14 protein-coding genes are annotated in these 19,103 nt (G+C 57.1%); 2 read left to right on the plus strand and 12 right to left on the minus strand.

The features are described from left to right. Positions 1–282 (plus strand): hypothetical protein (locus QP442_RS07555; RefSeq protein ID WP_285069744.1); only part of this gene is annotated, 282 nt, incomplete at its 5' end. 526 nt (positions 283–808) lie between these two features. After that, positions 809–2,248: an alanine/glycine:cation symporter family protein gene (locus tag QP442_RS07560; RefSeq protein WP_103632459.1), complete on the plus strand. Its 1,440-nt coding sequence runs from the start codon at positions 809–811 to the stop codon at positions 2,246–2,248. 506 nt (positions 2,249–2,754) lie between these two features. Here the strand turns inward: QP442_RS07560 and QP442_RS07565 are convergent. The 12 genes from QP442_RS07565 to QP442_RS07620 form a co-directional block, all read right to left on the minus strand. Next, a complete protein-coding gene (locus QP442_RS07565; RefSeq protein WP_103632460.1) occupies positions 2,755–4,359 on the minus strand; it encodes an alcohol dehydrogenase catalytic domain-containing protein in 1,605 nt (534 codons plus the stop codon). Between the two features lie 34 nt (positions 4,360–4,393). Next, positions 4,394–5,413, minus strand: coding sequence for an SDR family NAD(P)-dependent oxidoreductase (locus QP442_RS07570; protein ID WP_006680213.1), 1,020 nt, complete (start codon positions 5,411–5,413; stop codon positions 4,394–4,396). A 21-nt stretch (positions 5,414–5,434) separates the two neighbouring features. Next, positions 5,435–6,736, minus strand: coding sequence for a PHP domain-containing protein (locus QP442_RS07575; RefSeq protein WP_006680214.1), 1,302 nt, complete (start codon positions 6,734–6,736; stop codon positions 5,435–5,437). A gap of 95 nt (positions 6,737–6,831) precedes the next feature. Then, positions 6,832–9,282 (minus strand): alpha-ketoacid dehydrogenase subunit alpha/beta, encoded by a 2,451-nt coding sequence (locus tag QP442_RS07580; RefSeq protein ID WP_103632461.1) that lies wholly within the window; start codon positions 9,280–9,282, stop codon positions 6,832–6,834. A 32-nt stretch (positions 9,283–9,314) separates the two neighbouring features. Beyond that, positions 9,315–10,682 (minus strand): dihydrolipoyl dehydrogenase, encoded by a 1,368-nt coding sequence (lpdA, locus tag QP442_RS07585; RefSeq protein WP_103632462.1) that lies wholly within the window; start codon positions 10,680–10,682, stop codon positions 9,315–9,317. A gap of 19 nt (positions 10,683–10,701) precedes the next feature. After that, positions 10,702–12,054 carry a dihydrolipoamide acetyltransferase family protein gene (locus QP442_RS07590; RefSeq protein ID WP_006680217.1) on the minus strand — a complete coding sequence of 451 codons (1,353 nt, stop codon included), beginning with the start codon at positions 12,052–12,054 and terminating at the stop codon, positions 10,702–10,704. A 10-nt stretch (positions 12,055–12,064) separates the two neighbouring features. Continuing rightward, entirely contained in the window at positions 12,065–12,811 is a 747-nt protein-coding gene (locus QP442_RS07595; RefSeq protein WP_006680218.1) for a DeoR/GlpR family DNA-binding transcription regulator, read from the minus strand. A 246-nt stretch (positions 12,812–13,057) separates the two neighbouring features. Beyond that, positions 13,058–13,489 (minus strand): RbsD/FucU family protein, encoded by a 432-nt coding sequence (locus QP442_RS07600; protein ID WP_006680219.1) that lies wholly within the window; start codon positions 13,487–13,489, stop codon positions 13,058–13,060. A gap of 15 nt (positions 13,490–13,504) precedes the next feature. Beyond that, complete coding sequence (locus tag QP442_RS07605; protein ID WP_219585449.1) at positions 13,505–14,500, minus strand: LacI family DNA-binding transcriptional regulator; 996 nt, start codon at positions 14,498–14,500, stop codon at positions 13,505–13,507. After that, positions 14,475–15,884, minus strand: coding sequence for a rhamnulokinase (locus QP442_RS07610; RefSeq protein ID WP_219585450.1), 1,410 nt, complete (start codon positions 15,882–15,884; stop codon positions 14,475–14,477). Before QP442_RS07610 ends, QP442_RS07605 begins: the two co-directional genes overlap by 26 nt. Positions 15,885–16,087: 203 nt before the next feature. Continuing rightward, the gene (locus QP442_RS07615; protein ID WP_285069745.1) at positions 16,088–17,848 is read right to left on the minus strand and encodes an L-fucose isomerase; all 1,761 of its coding nucleotides are present in this window, start codon (positions 17,846–17,848) and stop codon (positions 16,088–16,090) included. A gap of 121 nt (positions 17,849–17,969) precedes the next feature. Then, complete coding sequence (locus QP442_RS07620) at positions 17,970–19,016, minus strand: ABC transporter substrate-binding protein (RefSeq protein ID WP_285069747.1); 1,047 nt, start codon at positions 19,014–19,016, stop codon at positions 17,970–17,972. Positions 19,017–19,103 lie beyond the last annotated feature (87 nt).

Genomic DNA, 19,103 nt, shown 5'->3' on the forward strand with positions numbered 1-19,103 from the left:
GCCAGGATCAAACTCTCCGAACAAAAACATATCCAGAAAAAACCAACCACCAAAACGCGGCCAGCCAATCCCAACAAAAAAACAAACTCAAAAACAAAAAACAGGCATAAAAACAAACACACTATCGAGTTCACAAACAACACCCACACACTCACCAAAAGCACTCAACTTTCGTTGGTTACCTCAGTGAGGGAGGCAGTCGATTCGAGCTTTTCTCGCTCTCGGCGACAGGAAAATAATTTACACACCTTCGTGGCAACTCGTCAAATCATTTTGACGTGAGCGTCACCACACTCGGCGCGAAGGCTCATTTTCTCCTCAAATTCAGCCACTTTGACGAGCTAAACACAAATTTCTTCTTCTGACGATTGCCACTCTCCTCACAGTGACCAGGGCACCAGTCGCTTGCAGGAACCGATGCCTTGACAGCGTCAATATGCTACCCACAGCCAGCCCACGTCGTCTTTCCGCAGATGTCACACTTCACCGGTCGACACATTGTTCATTCCTCTTCCTTTAGGGTCTTCGAAGCAATCGACGATTGCTTCACCGTCATGTCTCAGTAGTCCAATAGTTCCTGATGGCAATGAGCCCACGCTTCAGGGCATCAGCATTCACCCTGCGCGAATGCGTATCCAACGACGAAAACCAGGAGACAAGCATTGCTGAATTGGAGAAGCTTTTCCTTTCCCTTTCCTAGATTTTCCAAACATTAGCCCAAACGTGACTAGTCCTTTGCCTTTCCCGTACAATCACCTTGTCAATCGCTACGCCATGTAGCGTCCCATCTTCCGACAAGGTAACGAGCATGCTTCCTGCTTCTTCATCGATTGTCGACTCGATTAACACAGTCCTCGACGTTCTCAACACCTGGCTGTACTCATACATCCTGATCGCACTGCTTATCGGTGGCGGCCTCTACTTCTTCATTCGCACCAAAGGCTTGCCTGTGCGTATGTTCCGCGAATCAATCCGCGTGGTCACCGAGCCCCCAGAGAAGAAAGGCGAGCTTTCATCCTTCCGCGCACTGATGGTCTCCACCGCATCGCGCGTGGGCGTCGGCAACATCGCCGGAGTCGGTACCGCAGTCGCTCTTGGTGGCGCAGGCTCCGTCTTCTGGATGTGGGTCATCGCAACACTCGGCGCCGCGTCAGCATTCATCGAATCCACACTTGCCCAGATCTACAAGAAGCGTGGCCACTCAGCTGACGACCATTCCATCGGCGGCCCCGCGTACTACATCCAGATCGCGCTCAAGCAGCGTTGGCTTGCAGTGATCTTCGCAATCGCATTGATCCTCACCTACATGGGTGGCTTCAACCTGCTGGCCTCGTTCAACGTCGCTGACGCATTCACCTCGTACTCCTGGTACCACGAAGGCTCGACCCCGTACATCATCGGCGCAATCCTTGCCATCGCGATGGCACTATCAATCTTTGGGGGCACACGGCGCCTGACTTCGGTTACCGGCGTCTTGGTTCCGATCATGGCCCTCATTTACCTGACCGTTGCTGCGATCGTCATCATCTTCAACTACCAGAACATCCCCACAATGCTCGCCGCGATCTTCCAAGGCGCCTTCGATTTTGAGGCAATCTTCGGCGGTTTCGCCGGCTCGGCAATGATGCTCGGTATTAAGCGCGGTCTTTACTCGAACGAAGCCGGTGTCGGCTCTGCTCCGAACGCGGCTGCGTCCGCATCTGTTTCACACCCCGTGAAGCAGGGCTTGGTCCAGATGCTTTCCGTCTTCATCGACACGATGATCATTTGTACTCTGACCGCGTTCCTGATCCTCTCCTCTGGCGTCCAGGGTGGTGACGATCTGAAAGGCGCTCCGCTGGTTACAGCTTCGATGCAGACCGTTCTCGGTGGCGTCGCTCTGCCGTTCACGACCACCGCGTTGCTGCTCTTCGCATTCACGACGATCATCGGTAACTTCTACTACGCCGAGGTCAACCTGCGCTTCCTCGCTGGTGGACGCGTTCCGATCTGGGGTCTGCAGATTTTCCGTGGCATCGCAGTGATTCTTGTGTTCTCGGGTGCTCTTCTGGACTTCTCAGTTGCATGGAACCTTGGTGACCTATTGATGGGTCTAATGGCTCTGATCAACCTGCCGGTCATCATCATCTTGGGCAACAAGGCCATTAAGGCTGCGAACGACTACCAGGCGCAGCGCAAGGCTGGAAAGAACCCCGAATTCAAGGCGACTTCCATCGGTATCACCGAAGAACTCGACTACTGGAAGTGATAATCACGCTCAACTAGTTCTGACCTCACATCCGTGACGTGTGGCCCTCGTTCAGAAATGAGCGAGGGCCACACTTTTACCTTTTTCAGGATTAATTTCGAGAAGGCAGCCCCGTATCGGCATTCATCAGGCGGGTACACGCTTTCCGTTTCGCGAATCATCCCACCAGTCAGTTTTTCCAGCTCAGGCATACGAGGCAACGAAATCAGGCTCCCAGCTGGTAAAACAACATCTCAGACGACAAAACCTGCCACACCGGACCTCGTACACCAGCGCACACGCACAAGGCCCACAGACGCGCATAACCCAGTCACAGCCCAAGGCTCTTAACCAACCTCAATCAGGGACAAACACACCTGGGCCGGACCTGCAATGCAGATCCGGCCCAGGCCTCGGCAATTATTCACCAACTGGCACGAGCACGAAAGGAACAAAGGCTTGCGCCACGATGAGGCTTACCGCTGAGTTGCTAGGTAGCTTTCCCCTTCAAAAACCACCCAGAAACGTCATTTGGCTACTTCGAGAAGAACTTCTTCAGCTTCCTTCGTCCACAGACCATCCACCAGCTTGGCAGCAACCTCAGGGTACTTGTCACCAAGTTCCGTCAGCGGCGTCAAACCAAGGTCATGCAGGGTCGGGAAGACCATGATCTTACCCCCCGACGTACGGTTGATCACCGCGTTGATGGCGTCGCCGAAGCCTGCCATACCGGTCACTGCGTACAGGGAGATCGACGTATCAATGATGCCGGCTTCGATCTTGCGCAGAACGGTACGCATATCGGAAACATCAGAGCCTGACGTGCCCAGCATGAAAATCTTGCGCTCGATGATGCCCTGCAGATCAAAGTCACCAAAGGTGCCCGCCGGAATACCAGCGAACGCATTGAGGATCGCACCATCTGCACACATATCGACAGCCTGAGAAACCAGCGCCGGCACCGGCACCAGGCAGGTGATGTAGGTGTAGCCGTACTCAAGCGGAGTGGTGGAGGTGTTGATGATCTCCAGCGGAACACCGTTCTTTTCGGCGGTCGGGCCAACGGTCTTCTTCAGACCTGCCAGGCGATCGTCAGAAAGGTCGGTGCCGACAACGGAGATGCCCTCAACACCGGAGGTGACCGCACGCATCGTGTGCATCACACCCATCGGGCCGGCGGCACCGATGAACGCGCATTTATCGTTCGGACGCAGGTCGCCGTTAGCGGGGATCCATGCATAGCCTTCGCGCGGGTCCGTGCCGACGGTGCCACAGAAGCGGATAAAGTCGTAGTGAACACGACCGATGTCAAGGCTGACCTTGCGGGAGATGGTTTCTCCGCCGAGGACAACACACATGACCGCACGGGTACCGAGCAGCAGAGACGCCTTTTCAATGCCGTCCGCGTCCGCTCCGAAGAAGACGATGTCATCGAAGGTCTGTCCTTCAAGACCATCAATACCGGCAACGTCAACGGTAACGATCTGCGCAGGCTTGTGATCAGCGGTCAGCTCTTCGACAGAGCCTTCGCCGACAACCAGCAGGCGACCACCGTCTGCAACGTGGTTGCGCTCTGCCCACGCGTAGGAGCCTTCAACGGTTGCCCACGGCTCGATCAGGCCAACGGCCGCTGCCGACGGACCCTCGGTCACGTGGATCAGGAACTCTTCACCTTCGGGGGAGACGACACAACGCTCATCGACGACCGTGTATTCCTGAAGGGCACCGTCGAAGTTGTAACCGAATGCGCCATTGGACTTCGCAGTGCGCAGATGCTTCCAGTCAGCCTGGACCAGCAGACGATCGCCAACCTTGAAGTGGGTGACCTTCTCGCCTACCTCGACGACGCGGACAACGGGCTCGTGACCCGGAACCGTCGGCTGGGAGCCGGGACGGTAGTTCGGGATCTCGGCAAGTGCTTCGGGGGTGATTCCCGCGATGACTTCGGACTTACGCGGGTGCTTGTCGAACTGGTGCAACAGCTTCGTGTCAGAGAAGCAGATGCCACATGCCTCAACCTTGAGCATCATCTGGTGAGGGCCGACCTTGTCGATGCCCTTCTCCTTGTTGACGACGAATTCTTCGGCGCCGACGATCTGGATCGCATACTGCGATTCGGGGTACTCAGTCATTGGATTCTCCTTATTTTCCGGATCAAGCTTGCGCTCAGTTCATCATGACTTGGCCACCCGTAACCGGGACGGCCTGGCCGGTTTCGTATGCCTGCTCGACGATGTAGAAGATCGCGCGCAGAACGTCGATGCCTTGGGCACCACGACGCATCGGAACCTTTGCTTCGTAGAACTCCTTGACGTCCGCGACAGTCTTCGCGCCGGGGACCTTGCCCGAGTTCAGGTACTGAACGAACAGGCCACGGTCGGGGTCAGACCAGAGCGGGCCGTCGTAGAAATTACCGGGGCAGATTGCGTTGACCTTGACACCATGCTCGACCATCTCGAGGGCGAAGGACTGGACCAGGCCGATGCCACCGAACTTGGAGCCTGCGTATGCGGCGTTCTTGTTCGAGCCCACCAGACCGGACTTGGAGTTGATCTGGATAATGTCGGTCAGCCATGCACCAGATGTTGCATGCTGACGAGCAAGCAGACCACCAAGGTGCTTGGTAACCAGGAAGAATGCGACGTAGTTGATGTCGGTCGACAGGCGGAAAGCAGATGCGTCTTGTTCAAGGACAGATCCCGCACGAACGATGCCTGCGTTAGAGACGATCAGGTCGATACCACCGGTGACCTTTTCGATTTCCTCGGTCATCGCGGTCACGGATTCTTCATCCGCAACGTTGACGGTAATCGGGTACGTGGTGTCTTCGCCGAGTTCCTTGCACTTGGCAGCAGCGCCTTCGCCGTTCAGGTCAGCGATGTAGACGAAGCAACCCTGGCCGACGAGGCCTTTGGCGATCTCGGCACCGAAGCCCTGTGCGCCACCGGTAACCAGCGCGACACGACCGGAGATTTCACGGTCGTTGCGCGGGGTCGCGGTGATCTCGTAGGTTTCTTCGCCGACGGTGACGACGACGGGAAGTTCGGTTTCGGAAAGAGTCGAAGCGTCAACCGTTTCAAGGTTGGCATCGAGGGTCAGGGTCGCAGCCTTATCGGTTGGGCGAACGATGACCGGTCGAGCAAGCGCGCTCAGGAACAGGCCTCGAAGCAACGGTGCATGAGTCATGTTTAATCCTTCGGATAGTTCTCAGACGGTAGGAATATTTGCTGCGACTTCAGCCGGATCTGCGCCATCAGCAATAGCGCGTCCAAGCGGAGCGTAGGAAGCAATACGGACGGCAAGGTGCTCAGGAGTGAGTCGCTCGCTACCCAGGATGTTGTACTTCGGATCGAAGCTGGTCAGGGCCTCGTGCGCGACAAGTGCCCACGTGGCCTCGTTGAGATCTTCGAACTCGGGGCGACGCAGTTCGGGGCAGTTGAAGAGCTGGCGTGGCTGGTTAATGTCGACGCCGGAGATCTCGAGCATGCCGTGCTTGACTGCGAGTTCATGGATTCGCTTGAGCTGTTCCGGAGTGTTACGCGGAGGCATATAGGTAACAGCGCGCAGGCCCTTTTCTTCGAGAGCTTCGAAGAGCTCGTCAAGGAATTCATCTTCGAACTTTTCAGCCTTCTTGTCGCCGGTCGGCGAAGCGGAAACATCACCGAGGTAGGCGTAGGTGGCAATGGCACCGATGGAATCTGCGAACTGAACAACTTCCTTCGCAGTCGGCAACTCGTCAGTGGGCTGAATGTAGATGCGACCCAAGTATTCCGACTTCAGTACACCCAGAAGATCGTAGACGAGGTGCGGATTCTCAGCGTCACCGAGTGCGCCTTCGAGGGCTGGCGGAATGTTGACACCCATGCTCTTCAGGCCATCGACGAGGCTCTGACCGCGACCGAATCCCTTAATGAGAGCCGATGCCATCGCGGCAAGCAGGTGGCGCTCTGTGATACCGCCACCGTTGGCATACTGAGAGATGCCGACCATGTCAGTTTGAGGATCGAAAGGCTCCAGGCCAAGACCAACGAGGATCTTGTTCGCGGCCTCAGCCATCTTCAGGGTGCGCTCGAGACGGGCAGCGCGCTTGGGCGCCAACCACTCGGTAACCTTTTCGCGAGCAGGAGCCGGAACACCCTGAACCGTCATGTAGGCGATGCCTTCGGAGTCCGGATTGTTCAGCTTACGAGTAGCAAACGGACCGTCGGGATCAAAGAAAGCGCGGATTTCAAAGCCGGTGACTGAGCCCATTCCCAGCAGACGACATGCGCCGGTCATTTCGGGCGCAGCTGCGATCGAGTCATGATCGACGGAGCCAACAACACGCAGGCCTGCGCGACGAGCATTCAATGCTGCAGCGGTCGGCGTGTAGGGGCTGAAGGAGTAGCACGTATGAATGTGGTTGTTCGATTCAGGAACCCACGCGGGGAACTCTTCATCATTCAGAACTGCGGCAAGAGCGGCGAGGCGGTCCTCCTGGCTCAGGCTAACGTCGTTGGTGGCGTCCATCGGATCCTCGTATCGAAATGTAGAAAAAAATTAAAGCGTTAAATGCCTGATGGCACCGGTGGGGCGAGCCGAAGCCCGCCCCACCGGGTCAATCATCAGAGACCGAGACGGTTGCGACGAGCAATCTCGCCTTCAGTCTGGTTCGACGAGGGCACATGGCCCGGGAGCGGAACAATGCGCTCGTGGATTGTGTCGATGATCCACTCGACCTGCGGGAAGAAGTAGGACTCCAACTCGGGGCCGGGGGTGATGCCGTTGCGCGAGCCGACAACCGCGATCGGCGCGTCGAGAGCGTCAAATGCGAGAGTCTGGACGTTCGCTGCAACGGTGTTGAGGAAGTTGCCACGCTCGACAGCATCGGAGGTGAGAAGCAGGCGACCTGTCTTCTTCACGGATTCGATGAGCTTGTCGTAGTTGAGCGGTGCGACGAAGCGGAGGTCGATGACCTCGGCGCTCATGCCGTACTTCTCCTGAAGGACATCAGCAGCCTCAAGTGCACGGTAGATCGTTGCGCCGTAGCCGGCGATCGTGATGTCGGTGCCTTCGCGACGGATTGCCGGTTCACCTTCGGGGGTCTCGTAGTAGCCTTCCGGAACACCACCGGGCTCGAATTCTTCGCCCTTGTCGTACAGGAGCTGGGATTCGAAGAAGACAACCGGGTCGGTGCCACGAAGAGCAAGGTTGAGCATGCCCTTTGCATCGGTCGGCGTGGTCGGGAAGTAGACCTTGAGGCCCGGGATGTGGGCGGTCAATGCCGACCAATCCTGCGAGTGCTGTGCACCGTACTTGTTACCAACGGAGACACGGAGGACGAGAGGCATCTTCAGCAGGCCAGCGGACATGGACTGCCACTTTGCCATCTGGTTGAAGACCTCGTCGCCGCTTCGGCCGAGGAAGTCGCAGTACATGAGTTCGACAACTGCACGGCCACCGGCCATTGCGTAGCCAACGCCTGCGCCGACGATTGACGCTTCAGCGATCGGCGAGTTGAACAGACGACGGTACGGAAGCGCTTCGGTCAGGCCACGGTAGACAGCGAATGCGCCACCCCAGTCACGGTTTTCTTCGCCCCATGCGGCCATCGTCGGATCTTCCTTGAAACGATGGAGCATAGCTTCGAAGAGACCATCACGGAACTGGTACATCTTCATCTTGGAAACGGGCTTGCCGTTCTCGTCCTTAGCGGTGCGGATCTTGCGCGAGATCGCGGCGACGCGCGGGTTGTTTTCGAGATCAATCTCCGCTTCGCCTTCTTCCATCTTCTCGGTCGGCGTGTTCGAGAACATAACCGTGTCGATGTAGCCGTCGGCAACGCGCGGGCAGGTGTCTTCGTCGATGGCAAGCTTGAGGACCTTAACGAGCTTTTCGGTGAGGGTAGCGGTGTAGTCCTCAATATCGGACTGCGTGGTCAGACCGTTGGAGATCAACAAATCCGAGTAGGTCTTGATGCAGTCGACCTTCTCCCAGAGCTCGACCTCGTCCTTGGTGCGGTACGAGGAGGCATCCGACGGGGAGTGACCAGAGAAGCGGTACGTGATGGTATCCATGAGGACCGGGCCACGTCCCTCTTCGAGGATCTTCTTCTTGCGGGAGACGGCGTCGGCAACAGCCAGCGGGTTAATACCGTCGACGCGCTCTGCGTGCATAGCCTCGGGGTTGAGGGCTGCACCGACACGGGCGAGGATGTCGTACCCCATGGTCTCACCGAAGGTCTGACCGCCCATGCCGTAGAAGTTGTTGAAGAAGTTGAACAGAATCGGCGGGTTGCCACCGTCCTCTTCACGCCACAGCGTGCGGAACTGATCCATGGAAGCGAAGTTCATTGCTTCCCAGACCGGACCACATGCAAGGGCTGCGTCGCCGACGTTGGAGACAACGATGCCGGGCTTGCGGTTGATGCGCTTAAAGAGTGCTGCACCGTTTGCGACTGGAGCAGAGCCACCAACGATTGCGTTGTTCGGATAGGAGCCAAACGGCAGGAAGAAGGTGTGCATCGAGCCGCCGAGGCCACGGTTGAAGCCGGACTTGCGGGCGAAGATTTCCGCGAGGGCACCGAAGAGGATGAAGTTCTCGGTGAGGTCCTTTGTGTCCTTGTAGTCGATCTTCTCTGCGAACGAGAGGGTCTCGCCGTCGAGGAAGGTCTTCATGATGTTTTCAAGCTCACCGTTTTCGATCTGGCGCATTGCCGAGTAGCACTTGGCAAGAATTTCACCGTGCGAACGGTGCGAACCAAAAACCTGGTCATCCGGGGTCAGGACTGATGCCTGGCCAACGTATGCCGATTCCTGACCGATACCAAGGTGAGCCGGACCCCTGTGGTTGTAGGCAATGCCCTGCCACTCGCCGGTCTTTTTGATGGAGTCAAGCATGGATTCGAAGGTACGGACCACGATCATGTCGTGGAGCATGTTCACCATGCCGTCCTTGCCATAGCGACCAAGTTCGGTATCGAGATCAAACGTGTACTGGTTCACCGGGATGTCCGGGAACTGGATATGACCTGTCGCGCGGACCTGCGACGGGTCGATGATCAGAGACTTCGTCATTGTGTCTTACTTCTTTCTTCGTCTGTGGAGGTTCAGAGCTTGACGGCCCAGGCAGCCTCGCGAATAACTTCGGAGACAGTCGGGTGGGGGAAGACAACCTGACGGAGGTCTTCGACGGTCAGTTCCATTTCGAGGACGGCCTGTGCGCCCCAGATCATTTCTGCTGCGTATGCGCCGAGCACATGGATGCCGAGGACCTGCTGGGTCTTCGGATCAACGAGGATCTTGGCTTCACCAGGAGCCTTGAAGCCGTTCTCCGCAATGAAGCGACCAGACATCTGAGCGGGGACCTTTGCAACTAGGACGTCGCGGCCTTCGCGCTTTGCAGCAGATTCGGTGAGGCCAACGCCTGCAGCCTCGGGAATGGAGAAGACTGCCCACGGAACAGTGTTCCAGCGCATAACCTCGCCAACCTTGCATGCATCGGGGTTGATGATGTTCGCGGAAGCAATTTCTGCCATGCGGTATGCGGCGTGTGCTAGCAGTGAACGGCCGGTGACGTCACCAATTGCCCACACGTTCGGCAGATTGGTACGCATGCAGTCATCGACAACGATGCCTCGGTTGATTTCGAGACCCGCTTCTTCGGCGCCCCAGCCAGCGGTTGCCGAGCGACGACCAACAGCCATGAGCACGACGTCAGCTTCGAGGACCTTCTTTTCGTCACCCTTCGAGTAGTGGACCGTTGCGCCGTCGAGAGACTCAACGCGGCAACCGAGTTCGAAGGTGATGCCCTTCATCGCTGCGCGCATCTTGGCAGCCATGTCATCATCCATGAATGGCAGGATTTCCGGGGTCATTTCGATAATCGTGACCTCCGAGCCGAGGGTCGAGTACAGTGAAGCAAACTCGACGCCGATAACGCCACCACCGATAACGGCGAGACGCTTGGGGACCTCAGGCAGAGAGAGGATACCGGTCGAATCGACCAGGTGCGGGTTGTCCTTGACACCCGGCAACGGCGGAACAGCGGGAACCGAACCGGTTGCGATGATGACGTGCTCGGAAGTGTAGGTGATACCGTCAGCGGTGACCTTGCCGGGACCGTCGAAGTGACCACGTGCGGACACAACGGTGACGCCTGCTCGCTTTTCGGTTGCTGCAACACCGGAAACGAGGCCCTTAACAACCTTTTCCTTCCAGTCCTGCAGGCGACCCCAGTCGAGGGTCACGCCGGTTGCGTCAACACCGAACTGGCCAGCTTCCTTGGCGTGCAGGTAGTTCTTTGCACCAGCAAGGAGGGTCTTGGTCGGGATGCACCCAACGTTAAGGCAGGTGCCACCAAGGTACTGCTCTTCAATGAGAAGAACCTTTTTGCCGGCGTGCCCCAGACGCTCGGCAGCAAGGTAGCCACCAGGGCCTGCGCCGAGGACAATTACGTCGTAGTGAGTTTCAGTCATTATGTGTACTCCTAATTACTCAAGCCAGAACAGTGACGTCGATGTTTTCGATAGCGACAACGAGGTCCTTCAGGAAGCGTGCGCCGTCGGCGCCATCAATGACCTGGTGGTCGATCGTAAGCGACAGGTTGATACGTTGTTCAACACCGATCTCGCCGTCAGCTTTGACAACCGGACGCGGCGTGATGGTGCCAACGCCGAGGATTGCGGTCTGCGGGCGGTTAATGACCGGGGTGAAGGTTTCGATGCCGAAGGAACCGATGTTGGACACCGTGAAAGTGCCACCACCAAGAAGGTCGGGGCTGATCGTTCCGGCGATGGCGTCAGCTGCGAGGCTCTTTGCCTGAGCAGAGAACTGCTTGAGCGACAGGGCCTGAGCGGAGCGGATCACGGGAACCAAAAGACCGCGCGGAGTATCGGCTGCGAAGCCGAGGTGAACCTGCTCGAACTTGGTCAGGGTGCCATCCTCGAGGTGAGCGTTGAAAACCGGGTACTTCGGGAGCGTGCGGGACACTGCGAAGCAGACGAGGTCGTTCAGGGTGATCTTGTTGAGGCCCAGAGCTTCGTCCGAGTTCTTGACCTTCTTGCGCATCGCAAGAATGCCGGCTGCGTTGGCCGTCGTGTTGAGGGTCAGCTGTGCCGACTCCTGCAGGGATGCCATCATGCGCGAAGCAACAACCTTGCGGACACCCTTGAGCTTCTCGGAGGTGGAAGCACCCGGGAACTCTGCAGCAGGAATTGCAACTGCAGTCGCCACGACGGGAGCCGGAGCAGTCGGGTTTGCCAGATCAGCAGTCGTCACGCGACCACCAATACCGGTGCCTTCGCCAGTAGCCACACCTCCTTGCGCCTGCGCCGCTGAAGTGTACGCGGGGCCTGCTGCAATAGCGGCCTGAACATCACGTTCAATCACGCGACCGTGAGGACCGGAGCCCTCAGCAATCGCAGCGGTGTCAATACCCTTAGAACCGGCAAGAGCACGAGCGCGCGGGGAGACTGCACCGGTCGCAGCGGTCGTAGCAAAGGACGGCGCGGGAGCTGCTTCTTGAGCCGGAGCGCTTTCCGCCGCTGCTTCAGCAGCGCCGGCCTCGTCCGCCGAATCGTCAGCGGGAACAAGAGCGGAAATATCTTCGCCGGGCTCGCCGACGATGATGAGCGGATCCTTAACCGGAACCTCGTCGCCCTCTTCCCACAGGATCTTCAGGACGGTACCGGCGTCAGTGCTCGGCACCTCCATTGTGGATTTGTCGGTCTCAATCGAGCAGAGAGTCTGGTCAACAGCGACGGTATCGCCAACCGAAACCTGCCATTCGACGATAATGCACGACTCCACAGAGTTGCCCAGCTGGGGCATCACCACGATGGTGGCCATGTGTTTCCTCCTAGACGATGCGTAGCTGCGTACGCTCGGTCAATTCCTTGATGGATTCTTCAGGAAGGTCGCCATCGGTAATGATGCCGGTGACGTCCTCAATTCCCATGAAGCTAACGAAGCCTGCTCGCCCAAACTTCGAAGAGTCTGAAAGCAACCAGGTTTCCTCCGTGCGCCCTCGCATGAGACTGCCAACATGCCCACCTTCAGCGAGCTGGGTTGTCAGACCTCGTTCGACACTGAATCCGTCAGTGCCAAGAAATACTAGGCGCGCGTTGAAGTCATTAATGGAACGCTCTGTAACAGGGCCGACCAAAGATTCGGTTTCAGCATGGAAGCTACCGCCGGTCAGCGTGACCCGAATATGCGGGTTCGGACGAGCATTCTGGAAAACAAGAAGAGAATTAGTAACGACCTGAACGCCACGACGTCCGGTCAGGTGCTTGACGACAAGAGCGCACGTCGTGCCAGCTTCGATCATGATGCGATCATCGTCGCGCACCATTTCGGCGGCCGCGCGGGCAATGCGCTCTTTGTCCTCGATTCGGTCAGACTGACGCAGTCGAATATTGCGGTAGGCAGTCGGACGAGCACCACCGTGGGTGCGAACAAGATGACCCTCATCTTCGAGGTCCTTCAAAGTGGTTCTAATCGTGACAGGCGAAACGTCGAGTTCTTCAGCCAGGACGTTAACATTCACCTCGCCTTCAACGGCAAGGCGATCAAGGATGTAACTGGTTCGTTGTGCGCGCCCCACACCCATCCCCTCTTCGTGAGCATCGATTAGATTGTCACTTTCGTTTCGGTTTTTACAGTCTAGCAACTAAAACGAAAATCAACAAGACCTGCCTCACAAGAAATAATAGCGACAATTCACTGAAAAACTCACGAAAATATACGCAATTTTCACTGAAAAATCGCCAAATAACGAACTGCACTGTCGCTCAAACACTCAACGCGCTTGAACAACAGTGCAGTTTCGTATGAAAGTTCTACGAAAGACTCATTCTCCGGGCTGACGAACGCCCACAGTCAGCAAAAGATTGCCGTACAGGCGCTGTTCGCCAGTCGCCACAATGATGCCCACATCTTCGCTACGCGCTGCATCGTAGAAGTCGAAACGCGACAGCTCACCGAACTCGGTATCGGGCAACTGGGCCTTGAACTCATCATGGATCGGGATCTCAACGGCCGGCTGATCGGGAGCCGGAACCATGATCTCTGCCTTCTCGATCGGGCAGACCTGCTTCAGAACTTCCAGAATCTGAAGAACGTCCAGCATGCCAGGAGCGAAGTTCAGCGAGATAAGCTCGCAACGCTCAGACACACCGGTGGTGTGCGGGTAGTTCGCATCAGCAAGCAGAATCTTCGAACCGTGGCCAGCCGCGGCCAGTGCACGCAGAAACTGCGGGTGCGTCATTGCTCCATAGATCATGAAGATCTGTCCTTTCTATTCAATCGAGCTGGACCGGATAATCAGCTCAGGGTCAATCGTCACATCCTCGCTCTTACCGCCGCGCATCATCGAACACACGATACGAACAGCAGCACGACCAAGGCGGTCAAAAGGCTGACGAACAGTCGTCAGCGGAGGGGCATAGCAATCAGCGCCATCAATATCATCGAATCCAACGACCTTAACGTCTGTCGGAATCTTCGCTCCCCGTTCGTGAATCAATCGCATGGCACCAAGCGCCAACTGATCATTCGCTGCTTGAATTCCCTGGGGAAGCTTTGCCAGCGAGCGCATAGCGTCATATCCATCTTGCGAATCCCACGAATATGACTCGATCACTTTGCCTTCGACTCCGTGTTCTTCGCACGAGAGTTTAAAGCCCTGCAAGCGCATGGAAGCATCAGACCAACCCGACGGGCCCGCAACATGAACGATGTCGGTAATACCTTGGCTCAGCAGATGATCAGTCGCTAGCTCTGCGCCTCGAACATTATTAATGGACACTGTCGAAATTCCATCCAAATCGTGTTCGCTAGTCAGCACCAAAACCGTCGGAACCCGCTTGCCAATCTGAATGGCAAGGTCAACGCTCGGGTCCTGTCCAGCAAGGATCACAACCCCATCAACATCGAATGGCGCCACGTCGTTATGCAGTTCACCATTTGGCACATATGCGTTTGAAAGCGACACGTGATAGCCGGCTTCAGAACCTGCATTCAAAACCGAAAGCAAAACCCTCGCATGCCCGTGAAACATCGGGGCAGCCAGCAAAACGTGCAGAACGCCCGTCCGATTCGACGCAAGCGCGCGCGCCGCGTAATTCGGTCGATACCCAACTTCAGTAAGGATCAAGGAAATACGCGCACGCGTCGCATCCGCAACCTCAGGATCACCGCGAACAACGCGTGAAACGGTATTCGATGAGACGCCCGCTAAACGCGCAACGTCTGCTAGCGAGACCTTCTTACCTGTTGGACGGCGTGTGGACATGGGTCTTTGCTGTTGCCGCAATCATCGCGGGGCGATCCGCGGGATCAAGGTGTCCAAGAAGTTCGAGTTGAGCAAGAAGCGAACCGAGAGTTGAAGCTTCAATCGGGCCGGCAACAACACGAACCTGCGCCGCTTCTGCCGTGAGATCGCACAGCAGGTGGTTGCGGGCGCCTCCACCCACAAGGTTCAGCTGATCGGGTCGCTCTCCTGAAATCTGAGTCAGCTCATCAATCGCACGCGCATAGCGACGAGCGAAGGATTCGATAATCAGGCGAACGTACTCGGGCATCGAGGTCGGATGCGGAGCACACTGTTCATCGAGGGCAACATCAATCTTCTGTTGCATCTCACCAGGCTCAGCAAAGCGCGGGTCATCCGGGTTGAAGAACACGGTGCACGGTGCACATTCACGGGCCTGCGCGACAAGCTCATCCGTATCAGTCGGAGTTCCTTCACGCTCCCACTGACGCTGGATTTCCTGAAGAATCCACATACCCGTGATGTTGAAGAGCGGGCGAACTCCCCCGTCAGTGCGAGACTCGTTCGTCAAACCACGTTCGTATGCAGCATCCGAGATCAGCGGGTGATCCTCAAGAGCACCAAGAACTGACCAAGAACCACACGAGAGGAAGTACGCGCGGACGCCTTCATCAATGGGTAGACCGTGAACTGCGCATGCGGAGTCGTGTGCACCACCGCGGACGACGGTCAGTTGCTCGAGGCCTTCGACGGTGCACTGCCCAACAGCGGTGAGGTCGTCATTCAATTCACCAACCCACGAGCGATCCAAGCCGAGGCGTTCGAACATGGCATCGTTGAATCGTGGTGAGCCCGGTTCACATAGACCCGAGGTAGAGGCGATGGTGCGCGACCAGCCCTTCACTCCGGAAAGCTTCCAGGCGAAGTAGTCAGGAAGGAAAAGAATCGAGTCGGTCTTGGCAGCAAGTTCTGGATCTTCCAACGTAAAAGCCAGAAGCTGGTTTGCTGTGTTGATCGTTGCCGGGGCGATACCCGACATTTCAAAGAATGTGCGATCATCAACGCGCGAGCGGAATTCTTCGTGTGTGCGCTCGGTGCGCTCGTCGCGGTAGGCACGAACCTTGCCAACTCGCTCGTTATTTGCATCGAGGGGAACGAAGTCAACACCCCACGTATCCACGGAAACAGACACCGAGTCCGGGAATTGTTCCACTGCCTTTTTCAAACCGATAACGGTCTGTTCCCACATCGTGTCAACGTCCCAAGTCAACGAACCCGTTTCGTCACGGATTGCCTGATGCTTGAAACGGTGAACGTCAGTGATCTCAAGACGGCCATCAACAATAGTTCCAGCTAGAACTCGACCCGAAGCGGAACCGAGGTCAACAGCAAGTGCGGTGGTCATTAAACGGGTCCTTCCTGGTACGGCAGGCGGGATGCTCACTTCACGTCAATGCGAAGGGGCGACTTTGAGTGTTTTATAGCTTTATGGTCAGCGTCATCATTGAACGCTTGGGTGACTCTCAACATTGAGAGTCGGTGCGGTGGGTAAGCCCTAATGGGCTCACCCACCGCTTTGACTTTCGTCAGCTAACTGCGACTAAACAATCAGCGGTACATCGGACCGAAGGTCTCGCATGCACGGTAGTCCGCGCCTTCGAGATCAGCGGTACCGAACAGCGACCATGCCTTCGGGCGGAAGATCTTTTCTTCCGGAACGTTGTGCATGTTCACCGGGATACGGAGCATCGAGGCAAGCGTGATGAACAGGGCACCGTTGTGACCGTAGGAAATCGCGCCGTGGTTTGCGCCCCAGTTGTTCATGACATCGTAGGTCGTCTTGAAGGCACCTTCACCGGTGAGGTTCGGAACGAACCAGGTAGTCGGCCATGCGATATCCGTGCGCTCTTCGATCTTGAAAGCAACTTCGTCAGGAAGCTCGACGGTCCAGCCTTCGCAGATCTGCATGACTGGCTTGCCGGCAACCAGGTTAATGCGAATCATGGTGACAGGCATTTCACCTTCAGTGCGGAAGTGAGTCGAGAAACCACCACCGCGGAAGTAACCTGTCGATGCCGGGTGGAAGGTGGTTGCCTCAAGGGTTGCCTTCTGGTCTTCTTCGGTGACCTCCCAGAACGGCTTGATGACGGGCTTACCGTCACGGGTTGCCTTGCCAGCACCGTCAAGGGTGGTGGAACCGGAGTTGCGCAGGTCAAGGAAGCCCTGTGCCGCGCGTCCTTCCGGCTTCCAGCCGGTGACGCGCTCGACGGACTCGGGGCTCCAGTAGGTGCGAACATCGGAGAAGATCTGGGGCGTATTGGTCAACAGGTAGCCAAACAGCATCGAAGCACCGTTGAGCGAATCGTTCTCGGTTGCAAGAACGTTGGGCTGACGCGGACCGGTCCAGTCGAAGTTCGTGTTCAGAATGGTTTCCATAACGTCACCATTCGGGAAGTGGTCGGTCCACTGGCGCTGTCCTTGGAAGCCTGCGGCGATAGCACCGTGGCCACCAGCTTCTTCTTCAAAACCGAGCTCTGCAAGACGTGGGTTGCCGTTCATCAGGTCGCGACCGATCAAGGTCATCTTAGTGACGAACTTCCACCAGTCCTCATGCTTCTCCGGGAACTGCCAATCTTCGGGGTTCCAGTCCTTGCCCTGCTTGAAGTTCTCGCGGATCCAGGTGTAAGCCTTCTCGTACTCTTCCGGATCGTAGATGCCTTCTTCAATGCGGCGGGTGAACTCGGACATGTCGATGTATTCGTTGCGCATTCCAAGGTAAGCACCGAAGAAGTCAGGGTTGACGACAGAACCAGCAATACCCATGGCAACCGAGCCCATGGACAGGTATGCCTTGCCACGCATCTGGGCAACTGCAAGACCAGCGGTAGCGTAGCTCAGAAGACGCTCACGAACATCTTCCGGAATGGAATTGTCATCGCCATCCTGGACATCCTTGCCGTAGATGCCGAATGCGGGGATACCGATCTGCGCGTGCCCAGCAAGAGCTGCTGCCAGGTAGACAGCGCCGGGGCGCTCGGTGCCGTTGAAGCCCCAAATTGCGTGCGGCATGGTGGCATCCATGTCCGTGGTTTCAGTGCCGTAGCACCAGCAGGGGGTAACGGTCAGGGTCAAGCCGACATTGTTGACGCGGAACTTGTCAGCGCAAGCCATTGCTTCGTGGACACGACCAATGGTGGTGTCAGCAATGACGCACTCGACGGGGGTGCCGTCGGTGTAACGGAGGTTTTCGGAGAAGAGCTTGGCAACGGCCTCAGCCATGCCCATGGTCTGCTCTTCGAGGCTTTCGCGGACACCGCGACGGCGACCATCGATTGCCGGGCGGATACCGATGCGGGGGTGATCAGTCATTTGTTCCCTCATTCCTTGATCAAAACTTCATTGTTGAGTGGGGGGCGATTCACACCCCTCGGATCCTACGTGTGAGTTGGGGCGGGCCCGAGTGAATGAGCCCACCCCAACTCAGTCAACATCACTCGTAGAGGTTCGGAGCGACCTCGTCAGAGTCGATGTTGGATGCGTCGTACCAGTAGAAGCCGGAGTCAATCGTCTTCGGGAGTGCGATGCCGTTGATTGCCTGGATGGCTGCAGTGACGGTCTTGTAGCCCATGAGCTTCGGCGCCTGGGTGATGGCGCCGGCCTGCGAGCCGTCCTTGATTGCAGCGATCTGGGTCTTGCCGGAGTCAAAGCCGACAACGGTCAGGGTCTTGCCGGACTCGTTAGCACCCTGGATGGCGCCGGAAGCTGCTGCTTCGTTGGAGCCGTACATGCCGACGATGTCGTCGTTTGCCTGGATGATGGCCTTGGAGGTGTCAGCTGCCTTGCCGACCTCGCCTGCAATCTGCTCTTCGAGGAGCTTCAGGCCCTCGGGTGCGTTGGCCTTGAAGTATTCCTTGAAGCCATCGCAACGCTGCTTGCCGGTGGTGGAGGTTGCGTCGTGGCAGATCACGCCGACGGAGCCGGTCTTGCCATCGAGCAGTTCGATCATGTGCTTTGCGGCCTCAGCTGCTGCTGCCTTGTTATCGGTCGAAACCGTGGTCAGCGGGAGGTCGGAGTCAACACCGGAGTCGAATGCGACCAGCGGGATGCCTGCGGACTCAATCTGGGTGAGTAGCGGGGTTGCTGCGCCCGAGTCGAGAGCTGCAAGGCCGATAGCTGCCGGGGAGGTGTCGAGTGCTGCCTGGAGCTGGTCGAGTTGCTGGGTCACCTTGGTCTCGTCGTCGGGGCCGACGAATTGGATCTTGTAGTTGAACTCCTTGCCGGCGTCCTCGGCGCCTTCCTTCACTGCCTGCCAGAAGCGGTGCTGGAAGCCCTTGGAGACGAGGTAGATGGTCTTGGTGCCATCGCCAGCAGGAACTTCGTTAGACTGCTCGGTGACCTCTTCCTTTGTTGCGGAATCGGAGCCCGATGCCGCTGCGTCGGAACCCGACTCGGAGGTGTTCGAGGTGGAGCAAGCTGCCAGGCCGAAGGCCATGGTTCCGGCTGCTGCGACTGCAACGATACGGCCGATGGGGCGCATGTGTTTTTCCTTTCGTGGGGCCAAGAAGACGTTTGCCTTCTTGAGGGTGTGAATCAAACGCCTATGTAAGATTCACGGATTCAATTG

Source organism: Pauljensenia sp. UMB1177 (assembly GCF_030217965.1).
Lineage (GTDB): Bacteria > Actinomycetota > Actinomycetes > Actinomycetales > Actinomycetaceae > Pauljensenia > Pauljensenia turicensis_A.

Bases quoted from the DNA above. Each gene is read 5' to 3' on its own strand.
- QP442_RS07560 (WP_103632459.1), top strand. From the start codon at position 809: ATGCTTCCTGCTTCTTCATCGATTGTCGACTCGATTAACACAGTCCTC.
- QP442_RS07565 (WP_103632460.1), bottom strand. From the start codon at position 4,359: ATGACTGAGTACCCCGAATCGCAGTATGCGATCCAGATCGTCGGCGCC.
- QP442_RS07570 (WP_006680213.1), bottom strand. From the start codon at position 5,413: ATGACTCATGCACCGTTGCTTCGAGGCCTGTTCCTGAGCGCGCTTGCT.
- QP442_RS07575 (WP_006680214.1), bottom strand. From the start codon at position 6,736: ATGGACGCCACCAACGACGTTAGCCTGAGCCAGGAGGACCGCCTCGCC.
- QP442_RS07580 (WP_103632461.1), bottom strand. From the start codon at position 9,282: ATGACGAAGTCTCTGATCATCGACCCGTCGCAGGTCCGCGCGACAGGT.
- lpdA (WP_103632462.1), bottom strand. From the start codon at position 10,682: ATGACTGAAACTCACTACGACGTAATTGTCCTCGGCGCAGGCCCTGGT.
- QP442_RS07590 (WP_006680217.1), bottom strand. From the start codon at position 12,054: ATGGCCACCATCGTGGTGATGCCCCAGCTGGGCAACTCTGTGGAGTCG.
- QP442_RS07600 (WP_006680219.1), bottom strand. From the start codon at position 13,489: ATGATCTATGGAGCAATGACGCACCCGCAGTTTCTGCGTGCACTGGCC.
- QP442_RS07605 (WP_219585449.1), bottom strand. From the start codon at position 14,500: ATGTCCACACGCCGTCCAACAGGTAAGAAGGTCTCGCTAGCAGACGTT.
- QP442_RS07610 (WP_219585450.1), bottom strand. From the start codon at position 15,884: ATGACCACCGCACTTGCTGTTGACCTCGGTTCCGCTTCGGGTCGAGTT.
- QP442_RS07615 (WP_285069745.1), bottom strand. From the start codon at position 17,848: ATGACTGATCACCCCCGCATCGGTATCCGCCCGGCAATCGATGGTCGC.
- QP442_RS07620 (WP_285069747.1), bottom strand. From the start codon at position 19,016: ATGCGCCCCATCGGCCGTATCGTTGCAGTCGCAGCAGCCGGAACCATG.